At 49.5% G+C, this 14336-nt stretch carries 13 protein-coding genes; 8 read left to right on the forward strand and 5 right to left on the reverse strand.

Features of this window, described 5'->3' with window-relative positions:
* Positions 1-25: 25 nt before the first annotated feature.
* From I1H34_RS23610 to I1H34_RS23625, 4 genes are all read left to right on the forward strand, one after another.
* Positions 26-793, forward strand: coding sequence for an FHA domain-containing protein (locus I1H34_RS23610; RefSeq protein ID WP_249369551.1), 768 nt, complete (start codon positions 26-28; stop codon positions 791-793).
* Complete coding sequence (locus I1H34_RS23615; RefSeq protein WP_212663332.1) at positions 793-1794, forward strand: glycosyltransferase; 1002 nt, start codon at positions 793-795, stop codon at positions 1792-1794. Before I1H34_RS23610 ends, I1H34_RS23615 begins: the two co-directional genes overlap by 1 nt.
* 359 nt (positions 1795-2153) lie before the next feature.
* A complete protein-coding gene (locus I1H34_RS23620; RefSeq protein ID WP_212663333.1) occupies positions 2154-3632 on the forward strand; it encodes an efflux RND transporter periplasmic adaptor subunit in 1479 nt (492 codons plus the stop codon).
* Positions 3633-3676: 44 nt separating this feature from the next.
* Entirely contained in the window at positions 3677-6925 is a 3249-nt protein-coding gene (locus I1H34_RS23625; protein WP_212663334.1) for an efflux RND transporter permease subunit, read from the forward strand.
* Positions 6926-6948: 23 nt separating this feature from the next.
* Here the strand turns inward: I1H34_RS23625 and I1H34_RS23630 are convergent, their stop codons facing one another.
* Complete coding sequence (locus tag I1H34_RS23630; RefSeq protein ID WP_212663335.1) at positions 6949-8292, reverse strand: NAD(P)/FAD-dependent oxidoreductase; 1344 nt, start codon at positions 8290-8292, stop codon at positions 6949-6951.
* A gap of 106 nt (positions 8293-8398) precedes the next feature.
* On the opposite strand from I1H34_RS23630, the gene I1H34_RS23635 reads away from it, so the two are divergent.
* The 4 genes from I1H34_RS23635 (at position 8399) to I1H34_RS23650 (ending at position 12007) form a co-directional block, all read left to right on the forward strand.
* Positions 8399-9043, forward strand: coding sequence for an HD domain-containing protein (locus tag I1H34_RS23635; protein ID WP_212663336.1), 645 nt, complete (start codon positions 8399-8401; stop codon positions 9041-9043).
* Positions 9044-9064: 21 nt separating this feature from the next.
* Entirely contained in the window at positions 9065-9640 is a 576-nt protein-coding gene (locus I1H34_RS23640; RefSeq protein WP_212663337.1) for a tRNA-(ms[2]io[6]A)-hydroxylase, read from the forward strand.
* A gap of 106 nt (positions 9641-9746) precedes the next feature.
* Positions 9747-11117, forward strand: a complete 1371-nt coding sequence (locus I1H34_RS23645; RefSeq protein WP_212663338.1) for a glycosyltransferase family protein — start codon at positions 9747-9749, stop codon at positions 11115-11117.
* A gap of 353 nt (positions 11118-11470) precedes the next feature.
* Positions 11471-12007 carry an acyl carrier protein gene (locus tag I1H34_RS23650; protein WP_235110294.1) on the forward strand — a complete coding sequence of 179 codons (537 nt, stop codon included), beginning with the start codon at positions 11471-11473 and terminating at the stop codon, positions 12005-12007.
* Between the two features lie 165 nt (positions 12008-12172).
* Here I1H34_RS23650 and I1H34_RS23655 read toward each other — a convergent pair whose 3' ends face one another.
* The 4 genes from I1H34_RS23655 to I1H34_RS23670 all read right to left on the reverse strand — a co-directional run bounded on the left by I1H34_RS23655 (position 12173) and on the right by I1H34_RS23670 (position 14331).
* The gene (locus I1H34_RS23655) at positions 12173-12598 is read right to left on the reverse strand and encodes a VanZ family protein (RefSeq protein ID WP_212663340.1); all 426 of its coding nucleotides are present in this window, start codon (positions 12596-12598) and stop codon (positions 12173-12175) included.
* An 85-nt stretch (positions 12599-12683) separates the two neighbouring features.
* Positions 12684-12950 carry a Calvin cycle protein CP12 gene (locus tag I1H34_RS23660; RefSeq protein WP_212663341.1) on the reverse strand — a complete coding sequence of 89 codons (267 nt, stop codon included), beginning with the start codon at positions 12948-12950 and terminating at the stop codon, positions 12684-12686.
* Between the two features lie 188 nt (positions 12951-13138).
* Positions 13139-14011, reverse strand: a complete 873-nt coding sequence (locus tag I1H34_RS23665) for a fructosamine kinase family protein (protein ID WP_212663342.1) — start codon at positions 14009-14011, stop codon at positions 13139-13141.
* 92 nt (positions 14012-14103) lie between these two features.
* Positions 14104-14331, reverse strand: a complete 228-nt coding sequence (locus I1H34_RS23670; RefSeq protein ID WP_212663343.1) for a Calvin cycle protein CP12 — start codon at positions 14329-14331, stop codon at positions 14104-14106.
* Between the last annotated feature and the right edge of the window lie 5 nt (positions 14332-14336).

Genomic DNA, 14336 nt, shown 5'->3' on the forward strand with positions numbered 1-14336 from the left:
TGAGACATACGTCAGGATTTCTAGTGTGCAAATTCAATTAGTATGGACTGATCCAAATTCCGGCAAGATTTACAAGCCTCAATTGCAGCCTCCTGTCGCTCTAGGACGCAGCTTTAATCTAATGCCTGGAACCCATGCAAGCCAGGCAGTCAGTCGGATTGTGCTTGATGCTGATACTGTCCAAGCATTTCACGCTTTGCTGGAAATCCGACAGGGTAGCGTTTGGTTGTGCAGTCAAGCAGACAGCCAAATTAACGGAGTGACGGTTACCGAAGGAGTGCTCACCCATGGTGATCGGATTCAGGTGGGACCATTTGAGCTCACTTTTACCGTTGTCTTAGACGTCATTGAAGAAGAGGAAGAGATTCAGGATGCAGTGCCTGCTGCCAGGGTGAACCAGGGTAAAACTCCATTAGCGGGTTTGGCACAAGTCGCTGCAGAACTCCCTGGACAGACTGCAAAAGCACTCGGCCGTTCTTCTGGGGAATGGGTTTGCGATCGCACCATCGGTTTCCTGTTCAAACGGCGATGCGATCGCACCACCGCACTAGGGTGTCCTTACTGTAACAACGGCCAAAGTAAGCTCGACCAAGACCCTTATTGGCTTGACTATGACCTCTATCCCAACTTTGGCTCCTATCGTCCCGGTAATTGGGGATATGAATACTATCGAGATCGCGCCTACTACTGCTACAACCGCGAATCGCGAAATGTCGATTTTACGGAAGCTGATGCGGCCAGTTTTGAAGAAGAATCGGATACGGATTATGAGATGAATTTTGGGGCCAGTTAATGGCTACTTGGTTGATTTATGCCCTGGGTGGAGGTTGGGGCCATCTCAATCGGGCCATTGCCTTGGGGCGACAAGCAGCGACTCATCATCAAGTTCGCATCCTCACCAATTCTCCCTATGCCCATTGGGTTGAAACGCAACTCCCTCAAATAGACTTCAGCCCATCTGTTTTGCAGAATCTATCGCTACAGATTCTACCCCTTGCTTCTGTTGCAGAAACGCGACATCAGGTGCAAGCCATTGTCCAAGCCCAAAACTATGACTGCCTGATCGTCGATACTTTTCCCCGTGGCCTCGGTGGAGAGCTAGTCGATTGCTTCCCGCTCCTATCGTCCATTCCCAAAGTTCTTATTCATCGGGATATTGATCCAGCCTACGTTCAAGCCAAACAGGTGGGGAAATTTGTTGCGCACTACTACGACACTCTCGTCATTCCAGGTGAGGGAGACGATGTCCCGTTCGCTTATTTCCCCCAAGCGGTTCAGACCTTGCCTTGGTTAATGCTGAATGCCCAAGCGTTACCCTCTGTTTCGCCAACAGAGCAGCCCACTATTGTCGTCGTGGCAGCGGGTAATCAGGAAGAAATGGCCTTTTGGGGACAGTTGATGGCACGATTACTGACCAACTTTCCTGCAGTCACCTGTCGATGTCTGGCTTATACTTGTCCTCCCCATTGTCCACCACACCTTTGGGTTCAAGAGTGGCCGGGCATGCCCGTTTTAAACCAGGCAGATGTAGTTATCGGTGGGGCAGGCTACAATACCGTGTTTGAATGTCAAGCTCTGGGCAAACCCCTGATTTCCTTCGCCTGGCCGCGGCAATATGATCGACAACAGCACCGAGGCCAGCGGTGGGCAAAGTTGGTGGAGACGCCTCAAGTCGCAATAGATACGGTGAAAAGTTTATTGCAGACTCCTCGTGACCAGCGGGAGAGTCAGAACTATGGGAACGGTATTGGGGATGCGATCTCAATCATTGAAACCCAATATTCACAACGATAGATCTGCTGGATGATTTGCCTCTTATCATCATCAGCGATCAGCCCACTGCTCGTTCAGTAACCTTGATTAAGCAAGCCCCTCAGCTTGAGCCATCTCCCATGGCTTGTTCTCACGGATACAACAAGGATTACCAGTCAGCTATACCCTTCAGTAATCATGGCCATGCGGGTGGATGAATCGTTTTATCCGGTTGGGTCATCCATCATCTCGCCCTATAACCCCAGGTGAATGCATAATCTTTGTTTAGATCGCTTCTGTAATGCATAAAAGTTCTCGTAAAGTAATAGCTAAGAGCTTTATCACATCAGCTTTGTAGGCTCAACCAGCGGCACAATCCTATCAGCGTGGGAACAGAACACATGAAAACGGATGAACGTATGCCCAGAGAAGCGGGAGATCTAGCGGATAGCCCTTCTCAACTAGAACTTGATATCCAAGTCCCTGGAGACAAGCAGCCCAAACACTCCAGACCTTCAGTTTTTGGTAAAAAGTCTCCCTGGCCCATTGCCATTCTCGTGATGTTGGTGATTGCAGGACTGTTTGGCTGGCGGCTCTACAACAAGAGCCAGTCCCCTTCTGTATCTGAACCTGAAACCGCTTCTACCGCCAAATTACCCGTGCGGGCGGTGCGGGCTCAATTAGCCCCCATTCGCCGCTGGGTCACCAATCCCGATGGAGATGTAAGGGCAGAGCGATATAAACAACTAATTTTTGAATCCAGTGGGGAAGTCACTCAGCTCGCCAAAATTAATGGCCGCTTCCTGCGAGAAGGCGATCGAGTGGGGAAAGGTCAGTTGCTGGCAACCCTGGATGACCGCAAATATCGCTCTGATATTCGAGCTGCAGCAGCCGATCGCGAAGTTGCTAAACGTACTGAAGAGCAGTCGATTGCTAGCTTACGTCAGACGGAAGCCAATCTCAGGCAAGCCAAAGCTGACCTAGAACTCGCCAAGATAGAAGCCAAACGACGCCAAACCCTATACAAACAAGGAGTGATTCCAGCAACGGAACGGGATACCTACAATAATCGCGTCATTCAAGCCCAAGTGGGGGTCAAGGTAGCCCAAGAAAATGTCAACACGGCCCAAGATCAAATTGCCGTATCCAAAGCAGGCGTCGTTTCCAACCAGGCGCGATTATTGAACACGGTGATTGCCAGAGAAGATACCCAGCTCGTATCTCCCATCAATGGGATTGTCGCTTATATGAATATTCGGGAAGGGGAATATTGGAGTCCTTCCAGAGTGCAATCTGCCACCAGTTATCAATCTGCTATCGAGTCCGTGCCCATTGTAGTGGTGGACCCCAATAGTTTCGAGGTTGCCTTTGAAATCCCGGCCTCGGAAGGGAGCTTGCTGCGCCCCAATCAGCCAGCCTATATTGCCTTGGATGACGATATTAGCCAAGCCTTTGTCCAGGGACTGAATCAAAGAAATCTAGTCAGCGTGGCGAAAGCCCGAGGCAAGGTATTTTCCGTCACCCCAGCCGTCACCCCTGGAGGCAGGGCCGTTCAAGTGCGGGTTCGGATTACGGAAGGGCGCGAAAATTTACGCCTAGGTGCGCGGGTACAAACCTGGATTGCAGCTCAATCTAGAAGCCAGGCCATTACATTGCCTTTTGGGTCCGTGATCACCCGCGATCGCAAATCCTATGTGTTTGTTGTTGATGAGGAGACGGGCCGAGTGGAGCAGCGTCCCGTGGTTTTAGATATTGAAGGATTGGATCGAATTTCGATTGCTCAGGGCTTGAAACCAGGTGAATTAGTTGTGACTGAAGGCAGTAACCGACTAGTGAATAATTCCCCCGTCGATGTTGTCGATGTCGAGGATCCAGCCTAAGTCAGCAGATTGAATCACAGCACTACACCGCAAGGATAAGACCCATGCAAACAGAGGATCGGCCAACTACCCTGGAAGCTCCAGATAAACCCGTGCATGGTGCTTCCGAGCTAGAGAAAGCTTCGCCTTTGGCCCAGTTTTTCTTCACCCGCCAAGTGTTTGGGATTCTACTCTGTTTTCTGCTGGTGATGGGTGGCCTGATGGGGTACGTTTCCATGGTCAAAGAATCTGACCCCGACATCAAAATTGCCCGGGCTAATATCACCACTGCCTGGCCCGGCACCGATGCCGAAACGATTGAAAACCGCGTTACGGACAAACTAGAAAAGGAAATTAAGTCTCTGCAAGGGTTGAAGGATGTTAAAAGTGCCACCTTCAATTCCTATTCGATCATTGATGTTGAATTTCGCGCGGAAGCTCCTGTGGCCGCATCCATACAAGAGCTGCGGGGTAAAGTCGATGATGCAGTACCAGAGCTGCCTGCAGAATCTGAAGGACGCGAACAACCCGATTTTGTCCAAGTCTCCCAACAAGATGCACCGATTTTGACGGTGGGGTTGTTTGGCCCCAACTTAGATGCTGCCACCTTAAGTCAAACCGCAGAAGATCTCAAAGATATTTTGGAATCGGTTAAAAACCTGCGAGAAGTCAATCTATCGGGCAATCGGGATGAAGTCATTCATGTGCAGCTGATTCCCAGCCGTCTGACCAGCTTAGGAATTTCCTCGACCCAGGTGCGAAACGCCATTCAAGGGGGCAATCAAGATGCCTCCTGGGACCGGGTTCGGGATGATGCGATTGGGGCGCAAGTGCGTCTATTTGGCCGGTTTCGCAGTATCCAGGATTTGAAATCCCTGCCCGTGACTCGACTGACGGATAACCGGATTGTCCGCTTAGAAGAAGTCGCGGATGTGCGGCGGGATTTGGAACGGGAAACCAATCGAGCTTTTCTCAGTTGGGAAAATCAGCCCTTTCAATCCACTATTACCTTAGACATCGTTAAGGTGGCCGGCAGCGACACCATCCAAGTGATTACTGATGCCCTCCAAACCCTAGACGAGGCCAGCCAAAACCCGAAAGTTTGGCCAGCAGGGATGGAGTATCGGGTTCTGAACAACGATGCGATCACCATTAATGATGAACTCGCCAATCTGCTGAGTAATGTCGGTCAGGCCTCTTTTTTCGTCTTTATTATTCTTCTCGTAGCCTTAACCTGGCGAGAAGCCCTGATTGCCGGACTAGCCATTCCCCTCACCTTTATTGGTGCTATCTTCTTCCTCTGGTTAGGAGGACAAACCCTCAACTCCATGGTGCTGATCGGCATGATCCTAGCCCTCGGGCTGCTGGTGGATGTGTTTATTCTGATGTTGGAAGGGATGCATGATGGGATTTTTGTCGAGGGCTTGGGATTTTCTGAATCCGCCCTGCGGACCGTTAAAGCCTATGCCGGGCCTGCCTTTGCCGGACAACTCACCACCATCTTGGCCCTTGCCCCCCTGATGGCCATTTCCGGCACCATGGGCAAGTTTATTCGCCTCATTCCCATCAGCGCCATTACCTGTTTGGTGATCAGCTATTTTCTGTCCCTACTGGTGGTAATTCCCCTGTCCAAGTTTCTGCTGGGAAATGTGAAGGGCGGCACCCAAAAAACCTTTGTGGATCGGATGACCGAAGTGGCCTCGGCCCGCTTTACAAACTGGAGCCTGCAAATGACCGTTCCCAATAAGGCCGTGGCTCGGCTATGGTCCTTGGGGGCAGTGGGGCTATTCGTCTTTGCCTGCGTCTTATTTACCTCGTTGCCCTCGAACTTATTCCCCCAAAATGACGGCACTAAACTCAGCCTGAATGTGGAGCTGGCCCCTAGCACAACTCTAGAGAGTTCCCAAACCGTCGCTGATCAAATGGGAGACCTGCTGCTAGACTATCGCGATCCAGATGGGCAGCCCGTCTTCAAAAGCGTGGTCAAACTGGTGGGTAAACGCAGCAGCTTAGTCTCTTCCGGGGAGCTAAAGCCCGGCAACGCCGACTATTTTGTGGGCTTCTCTGTCATCTTTGTTGAGTCTAACCAACGGCAACGTCAGTCCTTTGAATATGCGCGGGAATTGCGATCGCAACTCCAAAACAAAATCCTCCGCAACTATCCCGGCTCCACCCTCGCCGTCCAGTATGAGCGAGCAGGCGGCGGGGTAGACCCCATTCAAGTGGCCATTAGTGGCGAAGACATGCAGGTGCTGAGAGAAATCTCGGTGCAGGTGCAGCAAGTCTTGCGGGAGATTCCCGGCACGATGGACGTGCGAGATGACCTAGGCAACCTACGGGAAGACTACAAACTGATTCCGAAGCGAGAAGCCCTAGATTTCTATGGCCTGAGCCAAAGCGAACTGGCGTCTCAGGGCCGCTATTTGATGATTGACAACGATATTGGTGACTTTCCCGTTGGCAGTGGCGAAGAAGATCTAGAGATCCATATGAGTACCCTTTGGCCCTCCCGCCAGGGAGAAGTCGGGGGTCCCTCCCGTCAAGATGAATTTCAAACCATTCGGTTTGTCACGGCTGACGGCAAAACCATTCCTGCTGAAGCGGTTTTAGAACCTGCCCCTGGAGCCGTGCCTTTGTCTATTACCCACCGAAAAAGCCAACGCACGGTAACGGTTCTAGCCAAGAATGTTCCTGGCATTGGAGTGTACGATGCCGATATTTTGGCGAACTTAACACCCAAACTCCAGGAGATGCAAAAAACCTGGCCCCAGGGCTATCAATATCGTTTCGGCGGCGATGCTGAGACCAGTGGCGAAACCTTTGGGTCCGCAGGTCAGATGTTAGTGGTGGCCATCTTTCTGGTCTTTGCAGTGTTAGTCCTGCAATTTGGATCTTATAGCCAACCACTGATCATTATCCTGACGATTCCCTTTGCCTTAACCGGGACTTTTATTGGCTTTTACTTCTTGAATTTACCCTTTTCATTTCCAGCAGCCATTGGCGTCATTTCCTTAACAGGGATTGTGGTCAATGATGCAATTGTGATGGTAGAAACCATGAACGAGCGGCGTAAACAGGGCTTGGAAGTGCGGCAGGCTGCGGCCTTGGGCGCTAGCGATCGCCTTCGTCCTATTTTGACCACCTCTATCACCACGGTGATTGGGCTACTTCCGTTGGCCTTCAGTGAAGCAGAATGGTTCCCTCTCTGTATGGCCATTATTTTTGGCCTGATCGCCGCTACTTTAATTGCCCTATTAGTGGTGCCAGGGCTGTATTTACAGCTCACCCCAAATAAGGTGCCCGTAGAGCATTAGGCGGTTCAAACCAGTACAGAAGATTAACCCAGTCTCAAGGCAGGTAATAAAATTTGGGGATGGAATAGGGCTTTGGGTGGCTTCACCATATGAATGACTTCCCAAAACGTTCGATAGATATAGGACCGATCCAAAGAAGCTTGAACAACGCGATCTAGATATTGATGCATCAGGCGTGTTTGCCAATTGGGCGTTGGACCTACCGTACTCGGCCATCGTAGATCTTCACTCGTCGCCATCAGCCAAGGCACGACCAACATTTGAGCCAACTGTTGATGGAAGATAGGTGTAAAGCCTTGTAATGGAAACTTGCCAGCTGTTTGGTCCAAACACTGATCCAGGGTTAAGGCGCCCAATGCAGCTACAGTCATACCTTGACCATAAATAGGATTAAACGCACACACCGCATCCCCCACTGCTACCAGATGTTCGGGCAATCGAGGTAATGCTTCATAGTGCTGCCAACAATTTTCGGTCCGCCGATAGCTATAGATATCGCTTAAGGGTTGCGCCTGGTGAATCGCATCATAGACTTCATGACTCCGAACTGTCTGGGCAAATGGGAGAAAGTCTGTTTCATGGGTTGGGGGATAGTCATGGCCAACCCCTACGAGGGTAACTATCCAGCGATTGCCTTCTACGGGATACATCACCACCCCCCGCGGATGATCTGGCGGCTTCGTTTGAATAAGCATCACCTTCCAAGGTGCTTGCCAATGGTCAGGAATTTGATACCAACGGCTGCTGTACCCCAAGAAAGAGTTGATTTCTGTTTGGGGAGGCGACCCATACCCCAGCTGATTGAGCCATTTAGGCAAGGCAGAATTCCGGCCACTGGCATCCACTACTAAATCGGCACTGAGGGTTTCCGTACTTTGATTTGTTCTGATCTGAACCCCCGTAATCACCGTTTTCTGAGCATTGGCGACCAGGCCGGTCACTCGGGTGGACGGTAGAAAGGTGAGGTTGGCTTCTTGCGCTAATCGTTGATAAATCAACCACTCCAACAATGCTCGACTACAGGGTCGAGTGCAGAGATCTGATGGCACGGCTTGAGACCAGCCCCACATACTGAGCCAGCTTAAATCCTTCGTCCAATTGACCTGAGGGGCTCCAGCGGCTGCCAGTTCTGCTTCCAAACCAGGAAAGAGTTGTTCTAAAATGCGTTGACCTTGGGTCAGAAGAATATGAACATGATGGGCTTGGGGCACTCCTGAACGGGGACTGGGTTGATCGGGGATGCGATCGCGTTCCAATACCGTGACTCGCCCAAAGTGGTTCAGCAACACCCGAGCAGCCAACAGCCCGGCCATACTGCCGCCAATCACCACAGCATGTTGTTCTGAGAGGGAGGTGGAAGCAACCATTAATCGCGTTTAATCCACTGCTACAAACCCTGAATGCGATCAGCATAGCACTGGAATTTCTTGGAGTAGGGTAGATATTAACCCACCCTTGAGACCACAACCTGCAGTGAACCCACTACGTTGGCAAACCTTAATACATCAACTGGGCGCTAAGCCCTCTCTGGATACCTACCAGCAGTTAGTTCGCGCCTATACCGAGCCCCATCGCCACTATCACACCGCAGCCCATATTGATGCCTGCTTACATCATTTTGACAGTGTAAAATCTCTGGCCCAAGCGCCTGCCACCTTAGAAATGGCCCTCTGGTTTCACGATGCCGTGTATCAAACTCAGTCCACCCAAAACGAGCAAAATAGCGCGGACTGGGCCGTCCAGTTTTTACAGCAAGCCGAGGTAGCAGCGGACCCATGCCATCAAGTTCACCAGTTAATTATGGCAACTGCAGCGCATACCATCCATAACGATGAAGATACTGCGTTGATGATAGATATTGATTTGGCTATTCTAGGCCAGGACACCCAGACCTTTACCAACTTTGAAACTCAGATTCGTCAGGAATACGCTTGGGTAACCATTGCCGAATACTGTCGACGACGCAGTCAGATATTAGAGACTTTTGCGCAGCGTCCCCATCTTTATCAAACCGCTTATTTCCAAGAACGCTATGAGGCCCTTGCCCGGTCCAATCTACAAACCGCTATCCAGCGTTTACAAGCTGGCATCCTGCCAAACAATGGGGATAATGAATAAGTTAAACCAGAGGAAGTCTGTGTGACCATTCACCTACATTGTGATAGTTCAGATACCTGGCTGCAAACGGTGCTGGCAGACTTTGATACCTTCCTGCTCGATCATGCCGCCAACGAGAAAAAAGCCTCTGGGGTCGCTCTCAACCTTGCCGCCCACTGCCCCGACAAGCCAGACTTAGTTGCAGCCATGATTGACTTAGCCATTGAAGAGTTAAGCCATTATCGTGATGTTTTTAAATTAATCCGAGAGCGCCGCTTAACCATTCCTGCCGATGCCAAAGACCCCTATGTCAATCAACTGCGAGGTCTAATTCGCAAAGGCTCCGAAAATTACTTTCTCGATCGGCTCTTGGTTGCCGGGATTATCGAGGCCCGTGGACTGGAGCGTTTCACCAAAATTGCCCTGGCTTTACCCCATGGTTCTTTACAAGGCTTCTATCAAGCGATTGCCCATTCGGAAGCTAGACATGCCAATCTATTTCTCAACCTAGCCAAACAATATTGTCCGAGCACAGCCCTACACTCTCGCCTGGATGAGCTATTAGCGACTGAAGCTAAAATTCTGAACCAATTACCTGATCGAGCCATGCTGCATTAGGAGTCAATGTAGTGGCGACCCTGCACTCCATGATCACTTGTGATGGCGAAAGCAGACACGGTATCGTGCGGTGGTCTATGATCCTAATCTTCGCTGCTGCCCTCTCATGATCTCTAAGGCAATCAGTCGTTATTTAGACCGCTATGCCGAACCTATTGTCAGCATTATTCAAGATGAGTGGCTATCCACCCTCGACAAAACCTATCAATTTGTCCTCGTCCTTCCCCTCTTTGATGAAGCCCTCAATTGTCTAGAGAGCATCTTGCCCCAAGACACTCACAACACCCTGGTTATTGCGGTGGTGAATGCTGCAGTGGATGCAGATATAGCTGCGATTCAACGGACCCAGGCATTCCTAGCCCAATTTTATCCTCACCCCCAGCTCCCCTTTACATCTGTGGATCAACCCTCGGGGAATACCCTGCTGCTGGTAGATTACTGCACTCCCCCTCGACAACTTCCTCACAAACAGGGGGTAGGGCTAGCCCGCAAAATTGGGGGTGACATTGCTCTAGCCTGTATTGCAGCCAAGACCATCAAAACACCTTGGATTTACTGTAGCGATGGGGATGTGCAGCTACCGGAAGATTACTTTGACACGCCCAACTTTGGCCCGGATGTGGCTGCCGCCATTTATCCATTCAGGCACCACCCCCACCATTCAGATATTCTGCAATATGAAATTTCGCTCCGCTATTACGTTTTAGGATTAGCCCAGGCCGGTTCGCCCTATGCTTTTCACACTATTGGTAGTTTGCTGAAAATCAATGCTGAGCACTATGCCAAAGTCCGAGGTTTTCCCAAACGTCAGGCGGCGGAAGACTTCTACATGCTCAACAAGCTGGCTAAAACAGGTCAGGTCATTCGATTAAAACAACCTACTGTAACCCTGTCTTCCCGGTCATCCCATCGAGTCCCCTTTGGCACGGGAGCAGCCATGGTTAAACTGTCCCAGAAACCAGGCCTTTACTTATACCATCCCCAAATTTTTAGAGAATTGCAGGGTTGGCTAGAGCTGGATCAATGCTTATGGCAAGAGCTGCGACCCCATACACTACCTGACGCAAAGATGCATTTACAAGCATGGTGGGAACAAAAAAACCTAAAGCCGTCTTTATTAGAGACCTTGCTACACCTCAAAGTTGATCAAGCCCTCCAGCAAGCCTTCCAGCAGTGTCAAGATTTTCCTCATTTTCAGTTTTACCTGAGGGTTTGGTTTGATGCCTTTCGAACCCTCAAATTTTTGCATTATCAAAGAGATCACTATTGGCCATCTCTACCGCTTCCAGAAGCGATCACTTTGCTCAGGCATTCCAATCCACTCAATCTATCTCAGAGTAAATCGCATCAATCTACTGAAAATAGGCCAAATCTGCTGCTGTCTTCTCCAAAAATTCTCGATATTATGCAAGACTTATGCACGCTAGAGTTGCAACTACCCACTCATGTAGGTCCTACTCAAAGTCTCAATCCATAGTGAGAACAATACCTATATCAGCCCACTCATTTCAACAACGTTTTCAATAGACGTTGATAGGATAAATCGGAATCTATAGAGACCTTACAAATCAGGGTGATATGACTGCCAACCTAGTGGTCCCTCAGGTACGCACAAATCGGTAAAACTTTAGCAATACCAATCCAGGCTACCGCCTGACCTATATCTGAAAGACTTTGTCCAGTGAGTTGTTGGAAGTGTGGCAATAGAAATGATTCGAGGACGGGAATTAATCGCTCACTAAGGCAATACGTGCAAGTGATATATCTGTATAAATCTTAAGGGGGTTCGCAATAATGAAAGATCAGGAATATACACTTAGCATTCTCAAGATGGTTATCATCAATGATTTAGAGAACCATCACATAGAAACCAGACAAGATTTAGAACGACTTGAATCCAAGCGAGATCAGTTGGTTTGGGAGATAGCCACTAAAATCTATACCTACAGTGGCCATAAAGTTGAGCTATCTACGGTTCGTGACTTGGTTACGATTCATCTGAAACAGAAAAGACGCCAAGTTTCTGCAGCCCAACATCTGGACAGACATCCTCAGCCAAAAACGCCTATACGTTCCAATGTAGACTCCGTAAGATGGATATTTCTGAAGACGTGTTCAATCATTTGTAACTATACAGATGTCAATGCCCATCGAGTCAGTATGGCTAGCCGGATTGCCGATTTCGCTGATGAGAAGGAATTGACTCAGATTATCCGGGATCTAGAAGAAGTTTTTGATATTAAACTCCCCCATCAAGCGACGACCCAGATGAAAACGGTTCAACATCTAGTGGACGTGATTGGCTGCCAAATCAAACTCCAGTCTGACTATACAGCCGCTAACTATGAATCAGCCATAGCAATATAAAATCACGCAGAAATTACATCAGAGTCATGCAAAAACCAAGTTTAGGGCGATAGATCCGTCCCCCTAATAGGGCATAACTAGAATCAGATGTATTTCTGCCAAGAAAACATCACCACAATTTCAGAAAGCCCCATGACTAGAGTTGCGGGGCTTTTTATCTTGATATTAGTTTTTAGATAAAGGCTGTGAGAGTTCAGAGGAGTCTGGCTGCCGCGCCAGCTGTTGCTGGGCCAGCCAGTATCCCATCACAATTCCTAAACCGCTACACACTAGATCTAGCGCGTCCAGGGAGCGAGTCGGTGCAAAAAACTGAGCCCCTTCTTCTGCTAAAGTCCATCCACTAAACGCGAGTACCCATAGGGGCAAACGATAACGGCCTAATCGTAGGATAAAGGGATGTAATAGACGATGGCCTAGATAAGCGGCCACGCCATAGAGAATGACATGGCCCAACTTGTCATAGTAGGGAATGACAGCCAGTTGAGACGGTAAATTTCCGGTATAGGCTAAAACCAATATCCAGCCAAACAGGGCGGCATAGAGAAGGGCTAGCCCTTTTAATCGCGGTTGCGATCGCAGTTTCGAGGACATCAGCAAGCGGAAGTAGATTTAGAGGAGACTCCAATCTAGCCTCCGCTCTTGTTGAGTGCCCAGTATGAGGCGAAGCGAGGCCACCTTAAACGTCGTAGACGCGGCACTCCTCAGCATTAGGGTTATCATCACAAAAGTCTTCGAACTGAGAAGGCTGTTCTTGCACTTTCTGATGAGAATATTCGGCTTGTAGCTCTTCAACAATATCCCAGGCCACTGCACAGGCTTTGGAAGTCGCACCTTCGCTAGCGCAAGTTTCACGAGCTTGGCTTAAAGCATCTTCCATGCGCTTTTCCATGGCTACAGGCTGCTCAAGGGTAGGAGTAGCCGTTTTCTCTAAAGTAAGGGGCATTTTGAATCACATTCCTATCATTGTGGTCAGAGTTGAGTCTTATTGAAGTAAAATCATCACTCTGAGAACTTCTCCTCTAACCTAGCTAGGCCATCCTCCTACCGACAGCGGTAGAAACCCGTAACTCCTCGATCGGTTTATTCGGTAAAGACAAAATTAACTCAGTATTAGTACCGACCGATTGCACCCTAAACCATGGCTAAAATCTGCTCAATCATTCCCTGGGCTTGTGATGCATATCCTCCTCCAAACAAGTTGAAATGATTAAGGATGTGATACAGGTTGTAGAGAGTTTTACGCTGTTGATAGCCCTTATCTAAGGGCCAAGCCTCTTGATAACCCCTATAAAAGGCAGGCGGGAATCCCCCAAACAGCTCGGTCATGGCAATATCCACTTCTCGATCGCCATAGTAGGTGGCCGGGTCGAGGATAATCGGTTCGCCCCCATGGCTGAAAGCCGCATTCCCTGACCACAGATCGCCATGTACCAAAGATGACTCGACAGGGTGGGTGAGCAATGCGGGAATTTTATCCACTAAGGCATCCCCCTGGCGAAACTGTCCCCCGTGTCGTTGGGCCAGCTGGAGCTGGTAGCCAATCCGATGTTCAGCAAAAAATTCTCCCCAATGCTCAGTCCAGGGGTTGCGCTGAGGGGTTGCGCCAATCGTGTTGTTCTGATGCCAGCCAAAGCCTTGATCATGGGCTTGGCGATGCATCGCAGCCAGTTGTTGTCCCATGGCGAACCAAGTCTGGGCATCGCCATGGCCTAAAGGAATCCATTCTAGGATGATGTAACTTTGTCCTTCAGCAGCACCCCATCCTAAAGGCTTCGGCACCCGAATACTTTGGGAAGCCTGCATGTCTTTGAGACCCTCCGCCTCCGCTTCAAACATCGCCACTTTGCTGGCCTGATTGAGCTTGACGAAATAGTGTTCCTGGCCATCACTCACCTGATACGCCTGATTGATACTGCCACCGCCGACGGAATTGCGAGTTGCGATCGCAAATTCCTGCCCTTGCACCTGACTAATCTGGTGCTGAATCTCAGTCCATACAGACATACCCATCTCCTAGACCCTGACAGAAAAAAGACAACCTCAATGAGGTTGTCTTTTCGAAGAAGCTAATGAATCAATACCTTAAGCTGGAATGCTTAGTCATCATAAATCCGGCACTCAGCAGCATCGGGATTATCATCACAATATTTCTCGAGGGAGTTCTTGTCTTCATTATTGTCTTTGCGCTGGTGGGACGCTTCTGCTTGCAGCTCTTCCACGGCATCCCAGGCTGCTGCACACTCACCAGAAGTAGCGCCACTCGTATCACAAGTCTCTCGGGCTTGTGTTAGTTCATTTTCAATTTTTTCTTGAATATTGCTCATAGGTC

Origin of the sequence: Acaryochloris marina S15 (assembly GCF_018336915.1) — a bacterium.
In the GTDB taxonomy this organism is placed as follows: domain Bacteria; phylum Cyanobacteriota; class Cyanobacteriia; order Thermosynechococcales; family Thermosynechococcaceae; genus Acaryochloris; species Acaryochloris marina_A.